This is a genomic window from Chlamydia sp. (assembly GCF_017472245.1).
GTDB lineage: Bacteria > Chlamydiota > Chlamydiia > Chlamydiales > Chlamydiaceae > Chlamydia.
The window spans coordinates 189,434-215,770 of sequence record NZ_JAFUQR010000005.1 but is presented as its reverse complement, the minus strand read 5'-3'; the positions used below and the strand labels follow the sequence as shown (position 1 = coordinate 215,770).

The following is a 26,337-nucleotide window of genomic DNA, read 5'->3' as shown; positions in this document are numbered from 1 at the left end:
CCTATTCTACTTTCTTCTTCTCAGTTTGAATCCGTTGTATGTCTTTTCTCGTCAGCCCTTGAACTGTTTTTAGTTCTTCTTCTGAAGCAGCTAAAACCTGTTTCCAACTTTTGAATTTTTGGAGTAAACGTTTTGTTTTTATTGCGCCTATTCCTGGAATTTTTTTGATTGCCAGAGTAGCTTTCGCGTGTTTTTTACGATAGTTATGAATAGCGAATCGGTGAGCTTCATCACGTAAGAGTTGCAGAAATTGAAGGATTTTAGAGGTGGGATTAAGTAGGATTCCTTGTGGAAAGGCTTCACAAAATAGTTTTTCTCGGCGTAAACTTTTGCTGTGAATCCCCGCTTCTTTAGCAAGAGTGACTATAGTAATGCCTGTCAAATTGAGATTTTCTAGAATTTGCTGTGCTCGTTTAAACTGATTACGTCCACCATCAATCACAATAAGGTCTGGGAGTTCTGTGGTTATAGAACGGAAGCGCCTAGTTAGCACCTCATCAAGAGCTACAAGATCATCTCCACGAGCTGTCAATGAAAAAGTCCGGTAATGTTTGGGAATGAAAAGACCTTTTTCGAAAACTACATAGACACCCACGTAATGCTCTCCCTGCAGATGAGCATTATCGTAGCATTCAATACGATAGGGATATTGGCGTAAATTAAAAAATTGTTGAAGTTCTTCGTAAGGAGGAGAGATGGAGTGCAAAGGCTTGGCTTGTTCTGCAGCATTTTTATAAGCAAGAGCAAGAAGCTGTTTGCCATATTCCGTTTTGGGGAGGCGGATTTTAGGAGGATTTTCAGCGTTAATTAAGTATGGAAGTTCTGGGCTATTCAAGGGAATAGGAATAAATATCTCCTTGGGAATCCGAGGATTTTCAGCATAATATTGCAAAATAAAAGAAGAAAATAAGGCTGCATCTTCCTGTGCATTTTCTGGGAAAGTAAAGTAGCGAGCCCCAAGTAATTTCCCGGAGTACACTGATAGTACAGAAACAACAGTAAAAGGGCCTCTTCTATATAGCCCTAATACATCAATATCATAGGCTTGAAATGTTTGAACATGCTGTTTGGCCATAGCTTGGTTGATTAATGTCAGTGTGCGATATAAAGCGGCAGCATGTTCAAACTTGTGTTCTTGAGAAGCTAGTGCGATAGCTTTTTCTAATTTGGATATTGTAGTCCCAATTTCTCCTTTAAGAAAGAGAATGGCTTTTTCTAAAGTTTCCTGATACTCAGTTTGGGAGCATAGTCCTACACAGGGAGCTAGGCATCTTTTCATTTCGTAAAGTATACAAGGGCGTTGTCGAGTTAGAAATTCCCGATCTGAGCATGTTCTCAAGGGGAACCACTGACTAATAACTTCAAGTAATGCATAACAGGCTTCAGCGCTAACATACGGACCAAATAGTAGCTGCGTTTTTTTATTATTAGGGGAGAGAGCTCGAGTGCGTACTGCTTCAATTTTAGGCCAAGGATGTTGGAGTGATACAGATAGACAAAAAAAAGTTTTGTCATCTTTGAGAAGCACGTTGTAGCGGGGTTGATATTTTTTGATTAAATTGTTTTCTAGGAGAAGAGCCTCTGTTTCATTAGAGACGACAATGGTATCTATAGATGCAGTCCTCTTCATTAAGAAAGGGATACGTTCACGAGAATCTCCCTTCCTTTGAAGATATGCAGCGAGTCGAGTGCGTAAATTTTTTGCTTTACCTACATAAAGAACCGTTCCTTGAGCGTCTTTCATCAAATAGACCCCAGGAGACGGAGAAACATTTTTTAAAGAAAAATCTTCTATACGCACGCAGAAATATTAAAAAAAGTTAAAACATCACCAGCTGCTGAGCTTTCTCTGGCTCTGGACGCAGATCTGGTCCTTCGAATTGATGCAAGATCTGTTGAGCCCTTGATACAACGGAAAGAGGGAAACCTGCAAGCTTGGCAACATGAATACCAAAACTTTTTTTCGAGTGGCCTTTCATGATTTCATACATGAAAATAGGCTGGCCGCCATTTTCCTTTACAACAGCATGAAAATTTTCTACATGTTGACAATGCAACTCTAATGCTGTGAGCTCTTTATAGTGCGTAGCAAATAACGTTTTGGCTTGTTTCCCTTCTGTGAATAAAAGAAATTCTACTACAGACTGTGCAATGGCAAGCCCATCATATGTACTTGTTCCTCGACCGACTTCGTCAAGGATAACTAAAGATCGATTTGTTGCATTATGCAAAATATTTGCAGTCTCGGCCATTTCTACCATGAAAGTAGACATTCCTTTAGAAAGGTTGTCCCCGGCTCCAATTCGTGTAAAAATTTTATCAATAATACCGATATGAGCGGAACGTGCAGGGATAAAAGATCCCATCTGAGCCATAATGACTAATAATGCAATCTGACGAATGTAAGTAGATTTCCCAGCCATATTGGGTCCAGTGAGGAGTATCATGCGAGTTTGAGCACTGTGCATTACCGTGTCGTTAGGGATAAAGGTCCCTTTATCTAGTAAGGCTAAAGCAACAGGATGCATGCCTTTGGTGATGGACAAAGCATCACTATGGTCAACAAGAGGACGGCGGTAATCATATTCTGCAGCTAGCTCCGCGAGAGATGACACGTAGTCCAAATCAGCAACTGCCGTGGAAAGTTCTAGGATTAGATCTCTATGTTGCATAATGTAGCAACATAACTCTTTGAAGAGCTTAGTCTCCAAAGTTTGTAATTTATCTTCGACACTAAATACTTCGTCTTGGAATTGTTGAAGCTCTTGGGTAGTAAAGCGTTCCGCATGCAGACGAGATTGTCTGCGTATAAATTCTTTGGGAAGTTGAGGAGCAAGATCGCTAGCAACTTCAATGTAGTACCCTAGAGCTTGGGCATAACAGACTTTGAGTTTTTTAATACCGGTTTCTCTTCGAAGACGTTCTTGATACTCAAGAATCCAAGATTTTGAGTTTTCTTTGATGTTTCTTAATCGCAAAAGATCTTGATGGTAGTGATCAGCAAAAATATTGCCTTCTGAAACTTTCAGAGGAAGTTCTTGCATTAACTCTTTCGATAAAGTTTCTATGAGAGAGCGCAGTGGTAAGGAAATGAGAAGTTTATTAGTTAAAAATTCAGGAAGAGAATAGTTCTGTAAATCGTTTGCAATGCGTGTACAAGAAAGTAGTGAATCACGAAGAGCTCCGATATCTTTTGGACTAGCTAAGGTAGTGAAAATCTTGGTAGCTAGTCGTTCTAGATCACGTACGCAAGATAAATGCCGTTTCAAAGTTTTTCGAAGATCCTCTTGTTGTAAGAAGAATTCTACGCTATCTTGTCTTAGGATAATTTCTTTTAAATCATAGAAAGGATTGATTAAAGTACTTCTAAGTAGACGGCCTCCCATTGGAGTAGAGGTTCTTTCCATTACCTGAAGCAAAGATCCTTTTCCAGGTTCTCCGTGAATGGCAGACAGTAATTCTAAGTTGGTTTGAGAGGACTTATCGATAAGTAAATGTTTGTGCTGTCCGTAAATTTTAGGGATAGAAAGATGAGAGATGGGAAGAAGAAGCTTATCTTGAATATAGGAGAGCAGCGCTCCTGCTGCGTTGATAGCTGGCACTAGTCCTTGCAGCCCGAAACCATCTAAAGAGGAAACTTGAAAACAGGAGTATAATTTTTTAGTTGCAGACTGGTATTCAAATGCCCAAGAGGCATATTCTGATAAAGTGAGTTGTAAATGTTGCCGAAGTTGTTTAATAACGGCTTCATTTTTCTGATAAAATTTGGCATGGCTCAGTAGTTCTGTAGGAGCAAGACGACAGATTGCTTCGATAAGATCTTTAGTATTGTCATACTCAGCAACAAGGAAAGTCCCTGTTGAAAGATCTAAGCAAGAAAGACCGAATAAAGAACCTACTTGATTGATTGCAATAATGTAATTGTTTGCTTTCTCTGGAAGCAATGAAGAAGCTAGTAAGGCTCCTGGTGTCACTAATCGATTAATCGTTCGAGGGACAAGCCCCTTGCCTCCTTCAGGATTATCAGCTTGTTCCGCAATAGCTACCTTGAACCCTCGGCTTACTAAACGGTCAACATAGCTGTCTAGGTAGGCAGCAGGAATACCACTCATAGGAATGTTTTGCCTTTGTGTCAGAGTGATATCTAAATTTTGAGCTAAGATAAATGCATCATCAAAAAAGGCTTCATAAAACTCTCCCAACCGAAATAATAATAGACAATCACCAGCTTGCTCTTTGCACTGATGCCATTGTTGCATCATTGGGGTTAGTTTTTGGGTCATAGCTCTATCTAGTATTGTGTGTACTTGAAACAGTTTACTTGCGGTAAGGTAACGGGGCTTGTTCGCTAAGGAACCTTCGAAGCGCAAAGTGTACAACGGTGCTTCATTTTTGGGGAATATAAGACTTTTGTGAGAAAAATTCTTAAGAGAAGAAATCATCTAAGAATTCGGACATAGTCTCATATTCCCAAGAAAATCGTAGTGCGTTACGATGGCATCTCACTGATTACTAAGGGAAGGAGCATATGTAAAAAACATTGTAAGACTCTTGTATTTGTAGATAGTGGATTTGAAAAACAACAAGAAGATAGGGGCTAGGCTAGCATGTATTACACAGAAGAGAGCTTGGAGACTCTGAAGCACAGTATCGATATTGTTAGTATTCTTGGGGAATACGTGCATTTAAAGCGTAGTGGTGCAGATTACAAGGCTTGTTGTCCCTTTCATGATGAGAAGACCCCATCATTCATAGTATACCCAACCAGAGGTCATTACCATTGCTATGGATGTGGGGAGCATGGAGATGCAATTAATTTTCTCATGAAACAACAAGGATACTCTTTCTCAGAAGCAGTTCTCTTTCTAGCTAAAAAATTTCATGTTGATCTTGTTGTTAAAACAAAAACTAAAGAGTCTTCAAGTAGAGATTCTAAAGAATTTTTACGACGCATCAATAAGGAAGCCGAACGATTTTTTCAGTATTGTTTGTTGCATTTAGCGGAAGGAGAGGAAGCTTTAACCTACTTGTATAAAAGAGGCTTTTCTCCCGATACAATAGACCGTTTTCAGATAGGTTATGCCCCTGAACAAAGATTGTTCGTTCGAGCTATGGAAGAGCGTAATATCTCCATAAAACAGTTAGAATGGGCGGGATATCTTTCTAAAGATTGGTTCTTGTTTGCTCAAAGGATTATGTTCCCCATACAAGATGCTTTGGGTTACACCATCGGCTTTTCTTCCCGACGATTTAAGGAGAGAGGGCGTGGAGGAAAGTACATTAATTCTCCTGAGACACTTTTGTTTAAAAAATCTCGTGTGTTGTACGGTTTACAATTTTCTCGTAAGCGAATAACTAAAGAGCGAAGAGTCATCTTGGTTGAAGGACAAGCCGATTGTTTGCAGATGATCGACTTTGGCTTCAATTGTACTTTAGCTGCTCAAGGGACTTCTTTTACAGAGACACATGTGCAAGAGCTTGTTAAATTAGGAGTGTCTAAAGCGTATCTACTGTTTGATGGAGATGCAGCAGGAGAGAAAGCTTCTTTACGTGTTGGAGATCTTTGTCAGGCTGCGGGGATTTTTGCAATAGTTTGTCGTCTCCCTTCTGGACAAGATCCGGATTCTTTTTTAATGCAAAGGGGGCCAGAGGAACTACGGGAATTATTAGATAGGGGAGAAGAGTACCTTTCGTTCCTTGTTTGGCATAAGATTCGTTCTTATGAGCAATTTACTCCCAGAGAAAAAGCTAAGGTGGTGGAAGAGGTAATTCAGCAGGTAAGATACTGGGGCAGCCCTATTATGATTCATGAATATTTGAGACAGTTAGCTTCTTTGGTAAAGGTCCCAGAATCTGCTGTTTTGAGTTATCTTTCTTCTATTCTGGCTACTCCAGAGAATAAGGGAAAACTACCTTCTATTAAAGAAAAGTCAGCAGAACCCGATCCTACCCTTGAGATTGTTCAAGAAAAAAAGATTCCGAGAAAAATTTCTCCCAGAATGATTCTAGAAGCTGATGTGATTCGTTGTTTGCTATTTGCTAAATCTGAAGAAAGGTTTGTTGCTGAAACTATAAAACATTATCTGTCTCCTGAGGAGTTTCTTTGTCCGGAATACCGGTCTGTATTTGTAATGGCCATGAATCATTACAATGATCAACGAGCGCTACCCTCTGCTGATGACATGATGTCCTTGGTTTTAGAAACTGAGGCTATGACGTTGCTCGTTGCTAGACGGATAAATACTGAGCTGATGCGTGATATTGTTGTGCAGGCTGTTCAGAAGCTATTAGATAAACATTGGCGAGACCGGAAAAGAAAGCTTTATTATCAAGCAGGTAAAGAGTTAGATTCTTTACAAGAGTATGTACGTCTTTCCGAGGAAAGAATACAGGTTTCATTAATTGGTGGTTAAGATTTCTTTAATTGTAGTTTTAAACTATTGATAGTTAGTTTATTTTATTGTAGAATGCTTCCTCGTTAGTTCTCAATTGTTGGGGGTTTATGAGAAATCTTCACTTTTTATTAACTGCATTTACATTCTCTTTATTTTGTGGAGCTGCACTAACTACCACATCTCCTAAAACTTTGAGTTTGATTGCTTCAGAAGCTGTAGGGGTCGGTGCTGTGCGTTCCTCTTCTACAATTTCATTATTGGATTCTGCTCGTGAAGTTGCGAAAAGTGCTGGATTAGGGTACGGCTCTACCTATATTTTGAACGAACTACAAAATTCACAAAATTTAGAGTTAGAAGGTTTATTAGCTTCTTGCGAAAATATGTAATTTGACATCGATTTTTCAAAAAAGCCTTCTTCTGTCTTCTTATTTGCAGCTATTTTTTCAGCATTATGATAGCCTTGACCGTAAATTTTCTATTTGAGTAGGGAAGGAGTTTTCTTATGAGATTCTTGCTGGCTTTATTCTCACTTGTACTAGTTCTTCCTGCAACTGAAGCATTTTCGAAAGAAGATAAGCAGTGTCAACAAGAAGTAGAGGAAGACTTACAAGAGACGAGTGTATTTTACAGCTACGAGCAAGCTTTGCAAGATGCTCGGGAGCGAGATAAGTTGACCCTCGTTATTTTATTAGATTGTTCCAATACGATTTCCTTCGAGGCTCTTTTTGACATAGCTTCTTCTATGGAGGATTCTTTACTATCTGCTTTTGCGAATTTTGTTGTTCTCGCTCAGTCTGGGACTGTTCCGCTTATTTATCCGCCGGTTCAAGATCCCATGATTGCCGAGATAGAGGCTTTTCTCAGCAAATTTCCTGATAATGAGTTCCCTAAGCAACCAGTAATTGTTACGATTGCTGTTGGAGATTCTTCCGCAGAAGTTATGGACGTCACATTAATTCCTCAAACTACTTCAGAGACTGTTGAGTAGAGCGGGCAAAAGCCTGCTCTTTTCTACAAAACATCCCAAGAATAAAAACCAAAGGCTTTCTGGGCTTCTACAAGGAGCGCGATGCGCTGATTGCGAATGTTTTCGTCATCGCAGGCGACGCGTACCGAATCTAAGAAAAATTCTGTACTATGGGATAAGTCTTTCAACAAGCACAAATATTCTCGGGAGCTCATTGGAAGAGCAGCTGTTTTCTGTGCAAAATTTTCTAAAGCTTGTTTAAAGGATATGTCTTCTTCAGTTTGTAGAGAAAATATGTGCTCTGTAACAGAGAAAGAGAGGGATGCTAAGATTTTTTTTAATCGATTGTGGGTTGCTGCAATGACCTCTAGCGTTTGAGAATTTTTGAGGTCTTGAATAGACTGAGCACTTTGAATGATAGTGAGAGGGTTTTTAGGGCAACTGTCAGTTAGAACTGTGGCTATGATTTCTTTATCAAATCCTAAAGATGATAAAACAGTTTTTAATCGTCCCCAAATGAAAGCAGTGAGTTTGTTTACGATTTCATCAGGAGCTTTGACTATCGTGCTAGGAAAATGTCGGATAAGACGAGAGAAAAACTCCTCTATGTTTATTGAACTTTGGGTTGTATGAAGAAGCGTAAGAATCTCTAGCGATTGTCTGCGCAGTGCATAGGGATCATGAGAGGATGTTGGGAACAGTCCCAGGATGAAACACGAAAGTAGGTTATCTGCTCGGTCAAGGATGCTCAATAAAGCTCCAGTTGTAGAGATGCTCGAACCTAAAGTAATATGTTGCAAATGCTCTCCAATCGCTATGGCAGCGGCTTTGGACAGGGAGGCATTTTGTAGGTAATACCTTCCCATAATTCCTTGTAATTCAGGGAATTCATTGACTACCGCAGATACTAGATCTGCTTTACAGTAATGTATTGCAGTGACAATGTCTTCCTGAGAGCATAAAGGAAGAAGCTGATAGGCCTCTTCTAGGTGCATTTTTAAACGAGCTGTTTTATCTGTTAAACTACCTAAAGATTCAAAATACGTTACGGACCCCAATTGCTCTACGAGAGAAGTAAGCGGGGTATGAAGATCATGATTAAATAAGAAATCTCCATCTGTAAGACGAGGAGTTAATGCCTTTTCATTTCCTTCAACAATGATATCTGTCGGGGAATTATCACATACGATGAAGAAATGATTAGTGATCTTGCCTTCCTGATTTTGTGTTGGGAAATAACGTTGATGATTAATCATTTCTGCTATTAACAGTTCTTTAGGAAGAGAGCAGAATTTAGGATCGAACTGAGCGCTTATGACGAATGGGTGTTCTGTAAGGAAGACGGTTTCTTCAATGAGATGTCCTGGAGCTATAGCAACTATTTGATCTCCTGCAAGATTGCGTAAGCCTTGCTCAATAATATCTCGACGTTCTCGATGGGAGACGATTACACAAGCCTCGCGTAATGTATCAATATACGCGCTACTTGAGGGAATAGTTATCTGTCGGTTATCCAATTGTCGATGTCCCCAAGAGGTATTCCCTGATGAAACGAATCCCAAAGATATGGGAAGAATCTGATCGCCATACAAAGCAACTAACCAGCGAATAGGGCGAGCATACTCTATACCCCCATGATCCCAAGTCATTTTTTTAGGGAATCGCATCGCTCGAATCAACAGAGGAAGCTCATTAACAAGAATAGTGGCTGTTTCTTTGCGTTCTTCCGGAGTAATCAGGAATAAGTAATCAGCACCGTTGATGGAGCGGATACAACAGACCGTACAAGGACGGTCTAAAGCACTTCGATGGGAAATCGACAAGCCATGGGAAGCAAAAAACTGCTCTCCTTGGGAAGAAGGGGAGCCATCTTCCAAGAACAATAAGGAAAGAGGGGGGCCCTTTTTCTCAGATTCTGGTCGAATAGTTACAGGACTTAGGCCTTTTATGCGTAGTGCTAGTCTGCGAGGAGTACCTAACACTTCGAGGCTGTCATAAGAGATGCTATGCTCGGCAAGAAGCTTTTTAGATAAGGATTCGAGTTGTTGAATTCCTATGGGAACAAAAGTAGCAGGAAGTTCTTCGCTTCCAATTTCAAGTAGAAAGTCTTCAATTTGACAAACCTGGGGGATCTTTTTAGGTGTCGTTGCTGGGACGGTAGGAACTGTTGTAAGAAGAGGAAATTTTAAAGATTCTCGCCAAATTAAGTACTTATCTGCAACGGCTCGAGCTAACTGACGTATTCTGGTAATATAACGGGTACGTTCTGTGACAGAGATGACTCCTCGAGAGTCTAGCATATTGAATGCATGGGATGCTTTAATAACGAAATCATAGGCAGGAAGAGGAAGGTCCTGATCCAGTGTAGCTAGAGCTTCGGCAGCAAAATCTTCAAAATGTTTTAACCACATTTGGGTGTTTGCTGTTTCAAAATTATATTGACTCCAAGCCTGCTCTGCATATTGGGTAATATCCCCATAAGTTAGGGAATCATTCCACATCACTTCATAGACAGAATTCTTTTTCTGCAGATACATGGCAATCCGCTCGATACCATAAGTGATTTCTCCACTAATCGTATCCAAAGGTTTACTACCTACAGCTTGGAAGTAGGTAAGTTGTGTGATCTCCATACCATTTAACCATACTTCCCAACCTAACCCCCAAGCTCCGATAGTCGGATTTTCCCAGTCATCATGAACAAAACGAATGTCGTGGTCAGTCAAATTAAGTCCTATGACTTTAAGAGATTCCAGATACAAGGAGAGAAAGTTTTCGGGTACAGGCTTGAGGAGAACTTGTAATTGGTGGTATTTCTGTAAGCGATTAGGATGTTGTCCATAACGACCATCTTGTGGGCGTCTAGAAGGCTCAACATAAGCTGCTTTGAAAGGCTCTGGGCCTAAAGCCTGAAGAAAAGTAGCAGGATTAAACGTACCAGCTCCAACCTCTAAATCATATCCTTGGTGAATAACGCAGCCTTGTTCACTCCAAAAATGCAAAATAGCTGCCATCATAGCTTGGAGAGTTAGTGGTTGTGAAGGCATAAAAAACTCCTGGATATCTGAGAAAGGGAAAAGCCGTGTTCATGTGGAATTACAACCGCAACCTAGCCCTACTGCAAAAAGATTAAGAAATCTCTAACATTCCTAGAGAAACATAGTAGAGGAAGCCGTATTAATTGAACAAGGCGAGAAATATCTACTAACAAAGGCAAAAAGACTCTTTATAGAAGGTTTTTTGCTCATTGATGAGAGATCTTCTTATGTTTAGTTCGTATTGGAAAGACTAGCGATAAATTCTCGAAATGCTAAGAATGGGAGAACTAAGGAAGCCTGCAATCACTGGATAAGTTTCATTTTTTATTAGAAGGGACAAGGTTAGTATTATCAGACGATCCAAGGTGCTAGCTTTTCAAAAAAATAATATATCCAAATGAAGTGCGCAAAATAGTTCGCAGCGTGGGAATTAAAGGAAGATGTCTTAGGGAACAGATGAGAGTGAGCTTACCCAACTATCTGACGGTTTTTCGTCTATTTATTACACCAATTTTTATGATTCTGTATTTGAAGGGGAAGTGGTTTGGTTTATCTGCTTCCGTTCTTCCTTATGTTTTGTTGTTTCTGCTCGTTATAGCTGAAATCACAGACGCTGTGGATGGATATATTGCAAGAAAGTTTTCTCAAGTCACAGATCTAGGGAAGCTCCTAGATCCTATGGCAGATAGTGTTTATCGCATTTCCTTGTATCTTACATTTACACAACCCCCGGTAAATCTTCCTCTCATACTTGTTTTTGTTTTCTTAGCTAGAGATTCTGTGACTAGTACATTGCGTATGCTATGTGCGAGTAGAGGACAAGTATTAGCTGCTAGAATGAGTGGGAAATTAAAAGCAATTTTGCAAGCGATCAGCTTCTTTTTAATTATTTTTGCTATGTTTTTTTGTGCAAAAGGGTTTATTTCTACGGATGATTTAGAATTTTTTGCAACAATAGTAGTTTCCTTAGTAGCTTTTTACTCTGTGTGTTCTGGAGTGGAGTACATCTGGGTAAATAAGAACCATTTGTTACAGAAAAATGACTCGCCAAATGGCGAGCCATAAAAAGTTTATTGTTTATAGATTTCCAGATACTGGTTAGCAGCACTCTTTAGATCAGAAGAGAATTCTAAGCAAGCACGAACGATTTGTTGCCAACGGTCTTGGTGATTGCGGTAAGCGTTGATCGCTGCTGAGAGCATGTTGCGGAATTCTTGAAAGTCATGAGAGTTGGAGAAAGAGAATCCATTAACCCCGTGCGTTACAGTATCTGCTAGCCCTCCCGTAGCTCTTACTAATGGCACAGTTCCGTAGCGCATTCCAATCATTTGTGTAAGTCCACAAGGTTCAAATATAGAAGGGATGCAAATCATATCTGCTGCAGCAAAAATTTGTCGGGCTAGAATATCACTATAGGTTAAAAGGATCCTTACATTGGGGGAATTTGCTAAAGATTGTTGAAGATTAGAAAACTCTTTCTGCAATTGATTCCCATAACAAGTACCTATGATGACAAGTGTGTAAGCGTGCTCTAAAGCATGAAGAATGGCCTGTTTCATAAATTCTGGGCCTTTCTGTTCCGCAATTCTCGAAATAATGCATACACATGGATTGTTGTCTAATGAAAGCCCTAAGGTCTCATATAAAGCTACTTTATTTTTTGCTTTGGCTTCAAAGAAGATCTTAGGGTTCTCAAAAAGGTTTTTATTATAGTTTTCAGCTAGATTGGGATCTGTTTCTGGCCCCCAGATTGCAGTGTCTATTCCGTTTAAAATACCCCGGAGATGATGCTGTCTAGCTGTAATTGCGTCGTGAATTTCGTAATCTGAGTAATCTTGTAAAATTTCTTTAGCATATGTAGGAGAAACTGTAGTTACAAAGTCAGAACAGTACAAAGCACCTTTTAATAAGACACAAATTTGTGGATCTCGAAATAGTTGATAGTGATTTAAGTAGAACTCATTTAGAGAAGAAGCTTCTAGTACTTTTCGTGTTGTGTATCCTCGATAACCAAAATTATGTAAGGTAAGAACGATCTTTTGTAATTGAGGACAGGGCTGTTGTTTCAATAATCCCGCGACAAGTCCGACATGCCAGTCGTGTAGATGAACAATATTAGCTCCTTCTTTCTGAATGTAAGAAGCCGCAGCAGAAGAAAAAGCGCAAAAACGGAAAGCATCATCATCGCTATATATAGTTTTAGCTTCTTCAAAAAGTTCCGGCTGTGTGTCTAATTTGAGTAGAGTTATTTTAATTCCTTCATAAAAGTAAGAAAAAGCAGTTGCTTCTTGTTCTCCTGCGAAAAAGTAAGATAGTTTCTGTACTGCGCAAAGATCTTGTTCGTGAAGTGAAGGAAATAGTTTAGGATATAAAGGGAGAACCACTTCTGTTGTATGTTTATCGGCCAAAGCTTTTGCTAGTCCGTATAGAGCGTCTCCCAGACCTCCAGCTTTGATTACTGGAGCGAATTCGATAGCTGTGTGAATAATTTTCATTAAGCTTTTGCTCTGTTAGTTAATTAAAAATTGTTAGTTATTTGTTTTTATAAAAACATTCAAGATATTTTTGTTTGTTAAAAACAATTTTAATGAGAAGAGAATATTTTTTTCTAAAAGAAGAGGGTGGGATTTAAAAAAATGTACTTAAGTGCAAAAATTTTTGTTTTTTAGAGATTTTGCTACCGATAAAAAGCTCCCATAAGATACACTCGGTCTCTTCCATTGGGGTGTGGCCAAGCGGTAAGGCAGCGGTTTTTGGTACCGCGCATCGGAGGTTCGAATCCTTCCACCCCAGAGTTGTCTTTTATTTCCCCTTAAGTCCGTTTAATGCGAGTCTCTTTTAGAGAATGAAAGTTTTTTGTTACGACTGTCCAAGGGAACAGAAGGCTTGATAATAATCAGAGGCTGCAAGTACCATGGTGGGCGCTTGCTTGATGAAGGTTTCTTCATAAGTGCCGTCTTAAGGTCGTAAAGTGTAGCGTGTAGAACCGTTTGTCCGGTTGAGGGAAAGAAGCCTTAGGGCCTTTTGTGAAGGTCCTTTAGCTTAAGGTAATGGAGAATAGCATTTTATGGAACTCGTGGTTCAAAGTCGTGAGACTAATAAGAAGTCTGTTATTAAAAAAATTCGTCAACAGGGTGGAATTCCGGCTGTTCTTTATTCCGGAGGAAAAAGCGTAGCTAATATTGTTGTTGATGCGCATGTCTTCAATAAATTTCTTTCCACGTTAGAAAGTGGGGCTTTGGCTTCTACTGTTTTTTCTCTTTCTTATGAGGGGAGAGTGATTAAGGCTTTGGTCAAAGACATTCAGTATCACGTAACAACTTATGACGTTATTCATCTTGATTTTGAAGAGTTAGTAGAAGATCGGGATGTTCGTTTGAATATGCCTATTCGTTGTATCAACACTGTAGACTGTATTGGGGTCAAGTTAGGTGGTTCTTTGAGACAGGTGATTCGTTGCTTACGAGTTGTCTGTAAGCCAAAAGATATCGTTCCATTTTTGGAGTTGGATGTTCAGTCTTTAGGACTCTCTCAGACCTTGAAATTGTCGGATATTTGTATTCCAGAAGGGATTAGACCAGTTACTTCACTTAAAGAAGTTGCGGTAACAGTAGCTCGACGATAAGACTATCATGGCAAGGCTTGTTGTTGGCATAGGAAATCCGGGACGGCAGTATGCTTGGACGAGGCATAATATTGGATTTCTTTTGCTGGACTTGCTGGCGTCTCGTTTTTCTGGGGTTTTTCGCGAAGCCCCACGTCTTTTTTCTGCATTTTTAAAGATAGAAATCTCTGGCAAGACTGTTATTTTTATTAAACCTACAACCTATGTGAATCTTACCGGTAAGGCTGTTTTGGCTGCCAAAAGATTCTTCGATATTTCTGTGGAAGACATTCTTGTTGTGGCAGACGATATCAATCGAGAATTTGGGTCTGTACGCTTCCGTCAGGATTGTGGTGCTGGTGGGCATAATGGTGTGAGGAATACCACGCAGATCTTAGGATCGAATCATTACTGGCAGTTACGTTTAGGAATAGGGAGACCTTCGAATCCCCATGAGGGAGTCGCTGATTATGTGTTAGCAAATTTTTCTTTGAATGAGAAAGAGCAATTAAATGATTTTTTAGAAAAAGGCATAAAAGAAATTCTTCCTTGGCTCAATTTGTAGTTTAAGTGAGATTTATCGGTTGCTTTTTGAAAAAAAGTTCCTGAAAAATAATTAGTTTCGATAACATGGAAGCGCTTCTTGAGAAGTAGCTGTCCGTGGTTATTGGAAGAAGCAAGGTCAATGTTTAGGAGTTTTTAATGAAAGAAAAAACAGGCCAACTTTATGAGGGAGCCTATGTTTTTAGCGTGACATTAAGTGAAGACGCTAGACGAAAGGCTTTAGAAAAAGTGACTTCTGGAATTACCAACTACGGTGGCGAAGTTCTAAAGATTCATGATCAGGGGCGCAAAAAATTAGCTTATACGATTCGAGGCGCTAGAGAAGGCTACTACTATTTTATTTATTTTACTGTGGCTCCAGGAGCTATCTCAGAATTATGGAAAGAGTATCATTTAAACGAAGATCTTCTTCGGTTTATGACTCTTAAGGCAAGCTCTGTGAAAGAAGTTTTAGAATTTGCTACATTGCCAGAATAATAGTTAAGGAGAACGTATGAATAGACCTGTTCATAATGAACACAGAAGGAAGCGTTTCGCTAAGAAATGTCCTTTTGTTTCCGCGGGTTGGAAGACCATCGATTATAAGGATGTTGTTACTCTTAAAAGATTTGTTACTGAAAGAGGAAAGATCCTTCCAAGAAGAATCACAGGGGTTTCTTCTCGATTCCAAGCGCTGCTCACCCAAGCTGTCAAAAGAGCTCGACATGTGGGGCTTTTGCCTTTCGTAGGAGAAGATTAAACTTAAAGGAAGAATGACGGATGAAACCACAATTACTTTTGTTAGAGGATGTCGATGGTTTAGGGCGTTCCGGTGATCTTGTTGTCGCTAAACCTGGATACGTTAGGAATTACTTGCTTCCTAAAGGGAAGGCAATGGTTGCTAGTGCTGGGACTCTTCGCTTACAGGCAAAATTACAAGAGCAGAGATTGTTACAAGCTGCAGCTGATAAAGAAGAGTCACTCCGCTTAGCGGAAATGCTTAAAAATGTTGTTTTGGATTTCCAAGTTCGTGTGGATTCTGAGCACAATATGTACGGTTCTGTGACCATAAGTGAGATAATTAGTGCTGCAGAGCAAAAAGGTGTCGTTCTCACTCGTAAAAACTTCCCTCGTACGCACAGTGGAATAAAGAGTTTGGGAAGACATGTAATTGGATTGAAGTTGAAAGAAGGCGTGACAGCGGATCTTTATGTTGAAGTACGTGCTGATCACGAAATCGTTGAACAAAAAGAACTCCAAGGCAAGGAAGAACAGGAAAATTAATTTTTCTGTACATAGAGGGAAGCTGTTGCTTCCCTTTCTCTTTTTTTTATTTTTGAATATGTATCTCCTTTCTCCTGCAAAACTTAATCTTTCCTTACAGCTGCTTGGTAAACGAGAGGATGGTTTTCATGAGATGGCTACGCGTTACCAAGCTGTGGCTTTTGGGGATGAGCTTTTTTTATCTGCAAGCTCCTACGATTCTCTTCAGGTTGTCAATGCTTGTCAGCTTGAAACTTCTGATAATTTCATTTGGAAGAGCACAGCTCTTTTTCGTCAGTATACAGGAATCTTTCAACCTGTAAGCTGGCGTATAGTCAAGCATATTCCTATTGGAGCTGGTTTAGCCGGGGGAAGTAGTAATGCTGCAACAGCTTTGTTTGCTTTGAATCAATTCTTCGAAGCCGGGCTATCAGAAGATGAAATGCGTAGTTTAGCGGAGCAAGTAGGAGTAGATGCTCCTTTCTTCTTTTCTACAGGCTCCGCTTTAGGCTTGGGACGAGGTGAGCAAATCCTGTCTTTGAAAGAAGTTGTGTCTGATAAATATGTTCTCTATTTTTCTAAGAAAGGAGTTTTGACTAGTAGAGCTTTTGCCGCTGTGCAGCCCACAGACTGTTCTGTTAGAAGAGATTTTAATTATACTCAAAATGACTTAGAGAAACCTGTTTTTCGCTTGCGCGAGGATCTCAAGGAAAAGAAACATTGGCTAGAAAGAATCTGGGGAGGCCTTCCTATTTACGTAGGGCTTACTGGATCTGGAGCTACTTTATTTGTTCGCTATCCAGAAGCTTTAGAAGAAGACCCTATTTACGCTAGTCGAATACAAAGAATCATCTCTTCAAGCAAAGGAGTGCAGACCTCACCTATACAGAGAGACTCCACAGCTTGGTACTCAATCTATTCCAAAAATGCGGCAGCTGCTATGTGAGATATTCTGCCAGAAGCTTTCTCATCTGGTGCTTTAGAAATAGTAAATTGTTGATCGGATTTGGAATGGTGGGAAATAGAAAGAATGCTCGATGATGCAGCAACGACTCGATCAATCATAGAAGCAAGTTCTTGGTTATCGTTCTCTAAAGACAGCATAACTGTGTGTTGCATATTTTTGCTCCTTGATAAATCCTGCGCTGTTGTATCCCTAGTACAAAAATATTTGATTTTTTTCGATAAAAAAAAGTTCTCCACTCCTTACAGAGGTTTTTTATAGGAAATAGACAACATATTTTTGTCAGCGAAATAAACAAAACATAAATGGTGGGATTTCTCTAAAAAACCAAAAGACACTTAAAGATACAATAGAGGGGACCACCGCGGATAAAAATAATCGAATTAAAGAGATGTCTGAATGAGGAAAAGTTGGCCTTAGGATAAGGTAGCCTACAATGTTGGGCATATTAGACACTAGGGTAAGACCTCCTGCAGACATACTTCCGACGAGAACTAGGTACAAATAGCAGTCATTAGCCATCGGTAAATTATGCACAATATGGTTCACTAAAGCATTGTCTAAGAATATGGAAAATAGGTAGGAGGTCATCATATATCCGAAATCTGGCATACCATGCATCAAATCCAGCACCCACCATTCTTGAAGTTCTCCAAAGATTACAATGCCTATGTAAAATAATCCTACAAAACATACTTTCGCAGTTTTGATAGGATTTTGGTAAAAAATAGTAAAACGCTGAAAACCTAAGTAGAACACGAGTAAAAACCCTAAAAATAAAGGGATGGCTCGACTCAGAATTACACAGCCAACAAGAAGAACATGAATGAAAATTATCCATAAAGGAACGCGATCACTCATCATTGTTGAGCTGGGAATTGTTTTAGGGAACTTTTTGAACTCTTTCCGGAATATACAGAAAAAAATTGTTGTAGAGACTAGGATTGCCAGAACAACTTTCCAGCTGAAATGGCTGATAATAAAGCTATTCGTCCATTTAATTTCTGGAAGAATGGTAAGTAAAGCTCGTGAAGAAAAAGAAGACGTCAGTCCACTAATCGAAATATTAGAAAAGAGCAGCCCCATAGTTGCATAGCACAATTTGGGAGATGGGGAAAACTTATAAAAGTGTTTCGATAGTAATGTTGCTGCAATAATCATCGCCCCAGATTCTTTAAGGAAGAATGCTGATAGTGGTGCGGCAATCATAATTGTCCACCACCAACAAATAGGCGACTGGTTCCCGATCTTTGCAATTGTTGCAAAGATTTTTTGAGAAAAATATTCGATAGGGCGTGACTCGAGAAGAATAAGCATGACTATGATAAAAAGAGAAAATACGTAGTTACGGCTATCAAAGTACGCCATAGTCACTCGATATCCCTCTGTATACAAAAATAAAAAGAACAGAGGAACTGCCCAAAGAACAAAAACTAATTCAACACGACTAACGATGCGGAGAAATTCACTTAACCAAAGGTATTGGCGCCAACGTTCTGGAAAAAGCATCTTTTTATGCTGATATTCTTCATACAAGCGTGTTAGCCAAGGGGTAAGGAATGTGTGAATTACTGCAGAAAAAAACAGGATTGCTGATCCAATGCGCAATCCCAATGAATAGTAGGGCAGCATAAAGACTCTCAAGGTCGAAAGGTATCGTTATTTTCATGATAGAGAGCTTCTGTGTCAGGTTTTTTGCCAGAAACTCCGTAGTCTTTATCACTATTTCGGATGAATATAAAGAAGCAAGAGGTTTTTCTCAGATGAGAGTTCTCTCATCTGAGAAAATTAAGGAGAAAAAATAACTCTATTCTTTTTCTGATGAAGTGGCTCCATAAATAAGAAGATCGATTTCTGGCCCAAGCTGCTGAGATAAGAATTTTGCGCAATACTGTTTAAAGTAGTCATAATTAATGGAACGAGCTGCAGCAATTTTTTTATCAGGGCGGGAGAAGTCATGATTTTTTGTTTCAAAGGCTATGGAGAATAATTTTTTTGCCATTGCAGAAGGAGTTGCGCTAGGAAGTAAAATAGATTGAATATAACTTTCTCGAAGTTGTTCAAAAATTTCTTCTGAAAGGCCCGAAGATTCCAAATCAGCTGCAACCTGTTGTAAAAAGAGCTGCGTCTTATGGATTAGTTCTTCAGGGGAGTGTTTATTTGAACGAATGTAGAATAGACCACAGGGACTGTCTGCGAATTCTTGGTATTTAGCACCTACCATATACCCTAATTGTTGCTTTGTCCGTAAATCATTAAAATACAGATTATGGATCCAAGATAATAACATGCTAGTCGCTACAGAATCTTCATACTGATGGGGATGTTCGTTTTGTTCGAGCAGGAGCATCCCATTTCCAGAAAGGGGATAGTGGAAAGAGAATGTTGTGGAGGAAAGAGGTTTTCTCTGAGGATAATAAACGGGGGGAGTATAGGGTGAGGAAGCTTCTGAAAAATGAGACAAGGACGCTAGTAGATTTGAAAGATCTTGTGAAGAGAGCGTTCCTAGCGTTAAACCTTCTAAGGATAGTTTTTTGAGTAAATCATGAGCAAAATCAGAAAATTCTTTGTAAGAAATGGTTTTTAAAGCATCACGTTTTTCTTCAAGAGAAAAAGAATTTACCAAAAGCTGCGAAGAAAGTTTATTGAGACCAGCTCGTATAGGACAGACAAGAAGATTTTTTTGATATTGTTCAGATAATTGGTCTTTATAGTACAGGAAAAGACTTTCTTCTAAGGGAAGATCTCGTAAAGAAGACAGCAAGGCATCGATAAGAACAGGAGAAGTCTCCGTGTATCCGAAAAGGGACAAATCCACTCCAGTAGCTCCAGGAGTTACTGAAAAGGCCATACCAGCTCTTAAGGCCTCATCGTGGCGTTTTGTTAATGTTTCGTCGGCTAGTAGACTATATAAATCTCGCAGGACTACAGAACGGACATCTGCTCGTTGGATTTGAGGAGAGCATATGCGTAGCTCCATAGCTATTTTAGGGATTGTATAGAACGAATCTTCACAGGTGTATAAGGTGATAGCGTTTTGATTATACGTAAGTTGCGGAGAAAAGGCAAAACCCTCATGGTGTTTTTTTTGAGATAATAACTGAACATTTTGAGGGATAAATTTATTAGGCTGAGGAAAAGCAAAATCTAAGGAAGAAAGATCTTTTATTGGAGCGAAATCTAAAGGCTTTTCATAGAAAGTATCATCAAAGATAGGGTCATAAAATTCATTGGCATCTTCCCAAGAGCTTGGTAAAGTTGCAGATAAGATGTAACGAGCTTGTTGTGGATCTGCCAAGATAGTAGCAAAAGATTGCTCATCTTTATGAGAATATTCCGGATAAACAATAGAACGATAGGGATAAGTTGCCAGAGGCTCAGACGCAAAATTTGGTATCATTTGCGACAGTGTCGAGAATAATTCTGTTTGTGTGCTGTAGGTATATTCTAAAGAATTAATCTTATGTAATTCAGGTAAAATATAGGAAGGAAGCCGTTCTTTGCGAACATAATCAAGAAAGGCAAAGGTCAGTTGAAGAACTTTCTCATATTCGCGTTCTCCCTTAGTTGTGAGCCTGTATATGATTTCAAAATCTTGTGTGTTGTGAGAAGTGTGATAAAACTCTGCTTCTAACTGGGTAATCAGTTGTTCTTTTTTGAGCAGAGCAATAAGGCTATTTTCTTTTTCACTAGATAAAATAGAGATCAGCGATTGTGCCCATCCCTGCAAGGATTGGGGTGCATCGTAGAAATGCCAATAGACAGCTAGTTGTGGAGAAGGTTCTACAGCCTTGTTAATGAAAAGTTTATTAAGGGAAGAAGTGTCTTCAGTTTTTGGGAAAGGGGTCTGTGGAGTGTATTGTGGCGATTTAGGGATTTCTGAGAAAATAGCTGCAATGTAGGGCACAGCTGTATCCAATGGAGCTGTAGTGTAGATAATCGCTGCCATATTTTCTGGAGAATAATGAGTGGCAAACCAAGTGTGCATATCCTGAGAAGTGACGGAATTGAGGGTAGCGAGATTTCCGCAACTGAAGCGTTTCAATGGGTGATTTTGTGGCGCTATGAGTTGTTGAACGCGATGCATACGACGGGAATCTTTTGTAGGATGCATGGCGAATTCTTGCTCAACAGCATGAACCTCTCTGCCTAAGTCTTCTTGTCGAAAAAGGGGACGAATAAAAAGATGTACAAATTGATCTAGAGCAGCATCTAAGTCATTATTGTTTATAGAAAATAGGAAGCAAGTTTTGTCAGGATAGGTAAAAGCATTGTAGATTCCTCCATGAGTACTTAGGAAGGTAGGAAATCCTGAGCGTTGAGGATATTTCTCATTCCCAAGGAACACGCTGTGTTCCGTAAAATGAGCTAAGCCAGGAAATTCAGCAGGATCTGCATTACTTCCTGTTTTAACAACTAAAGCTGCGCCCGATTCTGAAGCATGAGGAGAAGAAACAATCATAAGTGAAAGTCCGTTCGGACATAAGATTTTTGCTACTTTTTGATCGGCTAGCGCAGGCGTTAAAATAGTCAAAGGGTTTTCATTTCGAATAGTCTGGAAAGATTTTGGACAAGAAGTTAGCAGGAGAGTAACACACAGGAGAAGAGGGAGAGAACGTTTCATACTTTCACGATTTTTTTGGCATTTCTAATTACAGGAAGATAGCTATTTTACGCACAATCTTATGATCGAGTGGGATCGGGAGCTTTTATCAAAAGGATAGGGGGTCGTCAAGATAGAATTTCCTTGTAGAGCTCGGTGACAATAGAAAAAACGTGAGAAGCTCTTAAGGCCCTTAGGGAGTGCTTGTCATGTGTATCAGTTGCTTCAGCATTACATAGTTCATCAAGAAAGAGTTCTTCTCCGAAGTTAAAAGCAATAGGGGCAGAAGAGACGACTCGAAGCTCTCCAATGGCTTCTTCAATAGTCGGTGGAGGAGGTAGAATATCGTAGGTTTTCATTGCGAAAGGGAAGAAATGGGTTGGTTTCCCAGAGCTTTTTGCAAGAAGACGAAACATCTCTACGCTATCTGGATGAAATTCTGCAGGATATAACTCCCCTTGAGCATTTTTGCGGTCTCGTCCTCCTGCAGGTGCTACATAGACAAATTTTCCTCCTTCACTCAGTAGCATCTTCAATGTTCGCATACTTTTCTGGTTATGATTGAGTTTTTCTTCTCTCAGTTCCGGGGGGTGATTGATATGTCTTTTTGAGTAAATACATAAAAGGTCGCATCCCATGCTAAAAGGTCGTGCCAGAGGGTCTGAGGTGACCCGATCTCCTGCGACAAAGATCATATTTTCCATAAGTTGGGGATGCGAGGCTCCGAGTAAGCAATACATCAATTGAGGATCAGATTCTGTTTGATGGTTTGCTAAAAGGACCACATTATGTCCAGAGCGAATCAATTCTTGAATCTGATCCAGTCGTTCAGGGTGTAGAATTTGTGATTTTTCTTCATCAATGAGCACAGAGAAAAAGTCGATCCCGAATTGGTAAAGATCTACAGGAGAACGAATTTTTTTGTGATAAGGGGGGAATATAATAGGGTTTTTAAGGTCATCGATAATGACCTTAAGCCATTGAGAGCAAAGAGCTTCTGCTTTTTCTATAGAACATTTTTTTGCTGCTGCCTCAACATAGGTCTGATGGCAAATTTGAAACTTTTGGTACAGGGGTTCGGGCAAAAACGAATCTTCAGAATCCTGATATAAATAGTTTGAAAAATGCATCATCATACCTACCTATAATTCAATTCCTTCTCCTGTAACTAATGAGAAAAATTGATAATGGTTAAGATGGATAGAATCCGACGTACTGATTTGCAATTTCGCCTTTAATTGTTTAGCCAACCGGACGAGTTCAACATCATCTTGTTCCTGCTTCATATATTGAGCAATCTCAGGATGGACTACTAAACACAAGTGGGTATGTTCCTTATGTTTGATAATTTTCTTTAGATCTCGTTCAATTTCTACAAGAACACTCTCAGAAGTTTTGATGATGGCATTTCCATTGCAATACGGACAAGTGGTGAATAAGGTTTGCATTAAGGACTCGCGATTTCTTTGACGAGTCATCTCTACTAAACCGAATTCGCTCATACTTAAAATCGTACAGCGCGCAGCATCATATTTCATTTGCTCTTTTAATCTTTCTAAAACGCGGCGTTGATTCTTGCGTGACTTCATATCAATAAAATCTATGATGACAAGGCCACCTATATTTCGTAAACGCAGCTGTCTAGCAATTTCTTCTGCAGCTTCCAAATTGATTTGTACAAGTGTTTCTTCGACTCCACTTTCTAGCTGGGTGCTGCGACCTGAATTTACATCAATGGTGTGCATAGCTTCCGTTTTATCGAAGAAGAGATAGCCTCCGCTAGAGAGCCAAATCTTTCGCTTTGTTGCACGATCGATTTCCTTTTCGATATTGAAGCGCTCGAACATAGGAACTGAATCGCGATAGTACTCAATCTTAACTGCTGTATCTGGAGAATATTTACTTAATAAGCGCTTGCATTTTTGATAAGTTACATAATCGTCAATTAGCAAACGTTTGTAGCTTTTATCTACGCAAGTCATGACAGCTTTCTTCAAAATGTCTGTCTCTTCGTAAAGAAGAGAAGGGTGATCTGGGGAATAAAATTTTTCTAAGATATTTTGCCACGTATTCAGCAAATCTTGAGCCTCATTGATTAGCATTTCGGTTGAAGCAGAGACGCTAGCCGTTCTGCAGATAAGGCCCATATTTTGTGGCATCTCAAACGAGCGGATTAATTGTTTGAGTTGATCCCGCATTAAAGGATCTTCAATCTTGCGAGAAACTCCACGATGAGGAGAATTTGGTAAAAGGACCAAGTAACGGCCTGGGATAGAAATATTAGAGGTCAATCGAGCCCCTTTGGTTCCTATAGGTTCCTTCACAACTTGGACAAGTACAGGACTATCTAGTTTAAGAAGTTCTTCAATGGGAGCTTCTGCAGTTTCTTCTAGTTGAGACTCAGAATGATCAGAATCGGAGTCGGAATCTATATCGAACATTTGTTCAAATTTTTTGGAATTTTCCAATACATCCGAAATATGAATGAAACCGTTTTCTCGTTCATCGATGTTAATGAAGGCGGATTGAATGTTTCGTAGAATATTAGTTACGCGACCTCTGTATATATTCCCTTTCAGCTGACGAATCTTTTTTCTTTCAATGATCAGATCGAACAGTTGGCCATTTTTTAAATGCGCGTAACGAATCTCTTTAGACTCTATATTTAGCAAGATATCGTTTTCCATAGCGTTCCTAAATGCTCTGCGCTCCAGCAGGGGCCCTCACCTGATTTTGAGGATGGGGAGTTACTTTAAATAATCATTAAGTAGAAGGCGGATTATAAATTGATTAGGTAAAAAATTCTACAAAAATGCCTGTCGTTGAATAGTTTAATTTAGAAATTGATTTGTTTCTTTTATTGTGATTTCTATAGTAACAACTGTCGATTCTTTCACTGGCAATCTGTATTTCTTGTGTTCGTCGCCCAGTCACAGGATAAGAAGGCTACTCCTTATGCTGCAAACACTTTTTTTAAAATCTCATTGGTGGCTACTCTTTTGCAAGCTATTTGGGTGTTCTAGTATTAGATGAGAAAAACGCTTTATTTCGTAAAAGCTTCCTTAGTAACATAAGATTTTTTATTTGGGGTTAAACTTAGAAGATCAGGAGGCTGATTGAAAAAAGACGACAATGCAAAATTTTATCTTCATCGCCTGAAATTTCCCGGAGATAGAGAGGAGGTTCAAGCTTCACTGTCCCCCCGTCTGTTTTGTGATTCCAAAGAGGAAGGGATACATTTCCCTGTTGAGATTTGTGGATCTTTAGAAAGAGTTGATGGTGAGCAGTGGTTTTTATCTTTAGAGATTTCCACAAAGCTTTCTCTTCATTGTAAAATTTGCAATGCTCTTGTGGAATATCCAGTTCAGGGACTTGTAATTCAACAGTTAATTCACTGTTCTGATGAAAAATCTGGGGTGTTTGATTGTTGTGATTTGATTCGAGATGAGTTGTTGTTAGAGGGGGATCGATTTCAGGAATGTCGTGAAGAGGGATGTCCGGAAAGAGAATTTATAAAAATTTCTTGAAACAAGAAGGTTTATGACTAAGCGGTAGAAAAAGAAACCTTCGGCTTCCCTAAAAACCTTTTTCTCTAATATACTCTTACGTTTGTTGGGAGAAGAACAGAGGGCGGGTTTCCCGGTATAAGTTTTATGTGATTTAGGGAGCCGTTCCATAGGTTCTTGCTCTTTTAAATCCCGGGTAGCTTCATTTTTCTGTCAATGGGGTGAGTTATCCGTAGTTTATAGGAGAAGTGTAGGAATGGCAGTACCACGTAATCGTCATAGCAATGCTAGAAAGAATATTCGAAGAAGTCACCACGCAAAGAAAGCGTGTTCTGCTGCAGTGTGCAGTAATTGTAAGCAAGCCTTTATTCCTCATACAGTCTGTGCTTCTTGTGGTTTTTACAAAGGTAAGGCTGTCATCACCGTTGAGAAATAGTCGGGTTGCGTAAAATTTTTTATGCAAGTGCATCTAGGCATAGATATGATGGGGGGAGATCATGACCCTCTTGTTGTTTGGCGGGCAGTAGAAAAAGTTCTTCTTTCTTCAGGAGGAGAACAGTTTGTGAAGTTCACTGTTTTTGCTACATCTGGTGTGCGGCAACAGTTGATAAGTTCTTCGTCTATCCGTTCCGTGCAGATCGTAGTTTCGGAAGATTTCGTGTCCATGGAGGATTCTTTATTGGCCGCAGTACGTAAGAAGCGGTCTTCCATGGCCTTGGGACTAGATGCTTTGCGGCGGGGAGAGCTTGATGGGTTTATCTCTTTAGGAAATACGGCTGCTTTAGTTACCCTGGCTCGCTCTAAGATCCCCATGATTCCGGCTGTTCCCAGACCAGCTTTATTAGTTTCTATTCCCACTTTGTCAGGATTCGCTGTTATCTTGGACGTTGGTGCTACGGTATCTGTCAACCCTGAAGAGATGCTGGGTTTCGCTCGTATAGGGCTTGCGTATCGACAGTCTTTTTCTGCTACTGACCGATTGTTCACTTTAGGGTTGCTAAATATTGGTTCTGAAGAGCGTAAGGGAACAGATTCCCACAAACAAACTTTTCGTATGCTTCGAAATGTTTTTGGAGATGCTTTTCTAGGCAATGTAGAAAGTGGAGATATTTTTGGCGGTAAAGTGGACGTTGTCGTTACGGATGGGTTCACAGGAAATGTCTTCTTAAAGACAGCAGAAGGTTTATTCGACTTTTTGCGTCACATTCTAGGGGACCACCTAGAAAAAGCTATCAAAACGCAGTTTGATTACACAATTTATCCAGGCTCTATTGTTAGTGGTCTGTCTCGACTTGTGATTAAATGTCATGGTAAAGCTCGTGAAACCTCTTTGTTCAATGGAATTTCTGGAGCAGTTGATCTGGCTCGAGCTAACGTGTGCGAGCATATAGCGGAAAAGTTTAGATAATCTTAGCCATCTTTTCCGTTTTCTAAGGATCTATTCTATATAAAAA

Annotated in this window: 22 protein-coding genes and 1 tRNA gene; 14 read left to right on the top strand and 9 right to left on the bottom strand. The window is 39.6% G+C overall.

The annotated features are described in order from the left end of the window. Position 1: 1 nt before the first annotated feature. Together uvrC and mutS are read right to left on the bottom strand one after the other, a co-directional pair. The gene (gene uvrC, locus IJ490_RS01980; RefSeq protein ID WP_291892915.1) at positions 2–1,801 is read right to left on the bottom strand and encodes an excinuclease ABC subunit UvrC; all 1,800 of its coding nucleotides are present in this window, start codon (positions 1,799–1,801) and stop codon (positions 2–4) included. A gap of 19 nt (positions 1,802–1,820) precedes the next feature. Continuing rightward, positions 1,821–4,283: a DNA mismatch repair protein MutS gene (gene mutS / locus IJ490_RS01975; protein WP_291892912.1), complete on the bottom strand. Its 2,463-nt coding sequence runs from the start codon at positions 4,281–4,283 to the stop codon at positions 1,821–1,823. A 324-nt stretch (positions 4,284–4,607) separates the two neighbouring features. Between mutS and dnaG the strand changes: the two genes are divergently transcribed. The 3 genes from dnaG (at position 4,608) to IJ490_RS01960 (ending at position 7,383) form a co-directional block, all read left to right on the top strand. Then, entirely contained in the window at positions 4,608–6,413 is a 1,806-nt protein-coding gene (gene dnaG / locus IJ490_RS01970; RefSeq protein ID WP_291892909.1) for a DNA primase, read from the top strand. An 89-nt stretch (positions 6,414–6,502) separates the two neighbouring features. After that, on the top strand, positions 6,503–6,781 hold the full coding sequence (locus IJ490_RS01965; protein ID WP_291892905.1) for a hypothetical protein: 279 nt from the start codon (positions 6,503–6,505) through the stop codon (positions 6,779–6,781). Between the two features lie 116 nt (positions 6,782–6,897). After that, the gene (locus IJ490_RS01960) at positions 6,898–7,383 is read left to right on the top strand and encodes a hypothetical protein (protein WP_291892903.1); all 486 of its coding nucleotides are present in this window, start codon (positions 6,898–6,900) and stop codon (positions 7,381–7,383) included. A 23-nt stretch (positions 7,384–7,406) separates the two neighbouring features. Here IJ490_RS01960 and IJ490_RS01955 read toward each other — a convergent pair whose 3' ends face one another. Continuing rightward, positions 7,407–10,409: a glycine--tRNA ligase gene (locus IJ490_RS01955; RefSeq protein WP_291892900.1), complete on the bottom strand. Its 3,003-nt coding sequence runs from the start codon at positions 10,407–10,409 to the stop codon at positions 7,407–7,409. A 447-nt stretch (positions 10,410–10,856) separates the two neighbouring features. Between IJ490_RS01955 and pgsA the strand changes: the two genes are divergently transcribed. Then, positions 10,857–11,465, top strand: a complete 609-nt coding sequence (gene pgsA / locus IJ490_RS01950; RefSeq protein WP_291892898.1) for a CDP-diacylglycerol--glycerol-3-phosphate 3-phosphatidyltransferase — start codon at positions 10,857–10,859, stop codon at positions 11,463–11,465. Positions 11,466–11,470: 5 nt separating this feature from the next. On the opposite strand, the gene glgA is transcribed toward pgsA, so the two are convergent. Next, positions 11,471–12,895 (bottom strand): glycogen synthase GlgA, encoded by a 1,425-nt coding sequence (gene glgA / locus IJ490_RS01945; RefSeq protein WP_291892896.1) that lies wholly within the window; start codon positions 12,893–12,895, stop codon positions 11,471–11,473. 226 nt (positions 12,896–13,121) lie between these two features. On the opposite strand from glgA, the gene IJ490_RS01940 reads away from it, so the two are divergent. From IJ490_RS01940 to ispE, 7 genes are all read left to right on the top strand, one after another. After that, positions 13,122–13,193 (top strand) — tRNA-Gln (locus IJ490_RS01940). Between the two features lie 274 nt (positions 13,194–13,467). Then, positions 13,468–14,025, top strand: a complete 558-nt coding sequence (locus tag IJ490_RS01935) for a 50S ribosomal protein L25/general stress protein Ctc (protein ID WP_291892893.1) — start codon at positions 13,468–13,470, stop codon at positions 14,023–14,025. A gap of 7 nt (positions 14,026–14,032) precedes the next feature. After that, positions 14,033–14,569: an aminoacyl-tRNA hydrolase gene (gene pth, locus IJ490_RS01930; protein WP_291892890.1), complete on the top strand. Its 537-nt coding sequence runs from the start codon at positions 14,033–14,035 to the stop codon at positions 14,567–14,569. Between the two features lie 137 nt (positions 14,570–14,706). Further along, a complete protein-coding gene (rpsF, locus tag IJ490_RS01925; protein WP_291892888.1) occupies positions 14,707–15,045 on the top strand; it encodes a 30S ribosomal protein S6 in 339 nt (112 codons plus the stop codon). 16 nt (positions 15,046–15,061) lie between these two features. After that, complete coding sequence (rpsR, locus tag IJ490_RS01920; RefSeq protein WP_291892885.1) at positions 15,062–15,307, top strand: 30S ribosomal protein S18; 246 nt, start codon at positions 15,062–15,064, stop codon at positions 15,305–15,307. A 20-nt stretch (positions 15,308–15,327) separates the two neighbouring features. Next, the gene (rplI, locus tag IJ490_RS01915; RefSeq protein ID WP_291892881.1) at positions 15,328–15,831 is read left to right on the top strand and encodes a 50S ribosomal protein L9; all 504 of its coding nucleotides are present in this window, start codon (positions 15,328–15,330) and stop codon (positions 15,829–15,831) included. A gap of 58 nt (positions 15,832–15,889) precedes the next feature. Next, entirely contained in the window at positions 15,890–16,756 is an 867-nt protein-coding gene (gene ispE, locus IJ490_RS01910) for a 4-(cytidine 5'-diphospho)-2-C-methyl-D-erythritol kinase (RefSeq protein ID WP_291892878.1), read from the top strand. Here the strand turns inward: ispE and rbp7 are convergent. From rbp7 to IJ490_RS01885, 5 genes are all read right to left on the bottom strand, one after another. Next, positions 16,726–16,929 (bottom strand): reticulate body protein Rbp-7, encoded by a 204-nt coding sequence (rbp7, locus tag IJ490_RS01905; RefSeq protein WP_291892875.1) that lies wholly within the window; start codon positions 16,927–16,929, stop codon positions 16,726–16,728. The two genes, ispE and rbp7, sit on opposite strands and share 31 nt — an antisense overlap. 127 nt (positions 16,930–17,056) lie before the next feature. Next, positions 17,057–18,406 (bottom strand): putative Na+/H+ antiporter, encoded by a 1,350-nt coding sequence (locus IJ490_RS01900; RefSeq protein WP_291892873.1) that lies wholly within the window; start codon positions 18,404–18,406, stop codon positions 17,057–17,059. Positions 18,407–18,581: 175 nt separating this feature from the next. Continuing rightward, positions 18,582–21,398 carry an insulinase family protein gene (locus IJ490_RS01895; protein ID WP_291892871.1) on the bottom strand — a complete coding sequence of 939 codons (2,817 nt, stop codon included), beginning with the start codon at positions 21,396–21,398 and terminating at the stop codon, positions 18,582–18,584. A 107-nt stretch (positions 21,399–21,505) separates the two neighbouring features. Further along, on the bottom strand, positions 21,506–22,507 hold the full coding sequence (locus tag IJ490_RS01890; protein WP_291893105.1) for a 1-acyl-sn-glycerol-3-phosphate acyltransferase: 1,002 nt from the start codon (positions 22,505–22,507) through the stop codon (positions 21,506–21,508). 12 nt (positions 22,508–22,519) lie between these two features. Next, positions 22,520–24,064 (bottom strand): Rne/Rng family ribonuclease, encoded by a 1,545-nt coding sequence (locus IJ490_RS01885; protein WP_291892868.1) that lies wholly within the window; start codon positions 24,062–24,064, stop codon positions 22,520–22,522. Between the two features lie 429 nt (positions 24,065–24,493). Between IJ490_RS01885 and IJ490_RS01880 the strand changes: the two genes are divergently transcribed. The 3 genes from IJ490_RS01880 to plsX all read left to right on the top strand — a co-directional run bounded on the left by IJ490_RS01880 (position 24,494) and on the right by plsX (position 26,291). Further along, on the top strand, positions 24,494–24,904 hold the full coding sequence (locus IJ490_RS01880) for a hypothetical protein (protein ID WP_291892866.1): 411 nt from the start codon (positions 24,494–24,496) through the stop codon (positions 24,902–24,904). Between the two features lie 235 nt (positions 24,905–25,139). Then, positions 25,140–25,319, top strand: coding sequence for a 50S ribosomal protein L32 (rpmF, locus tag IJ490_RS01875; protein WP_009872193.1), 180 nt, complete (start codon positions 25,140–25,142; stop codon positions 25,317–25,319). Between the two features lie 21 nt (positions 25,320–25,340). Further along, positions 25,341–26,291 carry a phosphate acyltransferase PlsX gene (gene plsX / locus IJ490_RS01870; RefSeq protein WP_291892820.1) on the top strand — a complete coding sequence of 317 codons (951 nt, stop codon included), beginning with the start codon at positions 25,341–25,343 and terminating at the stop codon, positions 26,289–26,291. The last annotated feature ends 46 nt before the right edge of the window (positions 26,292–26,337 follow it).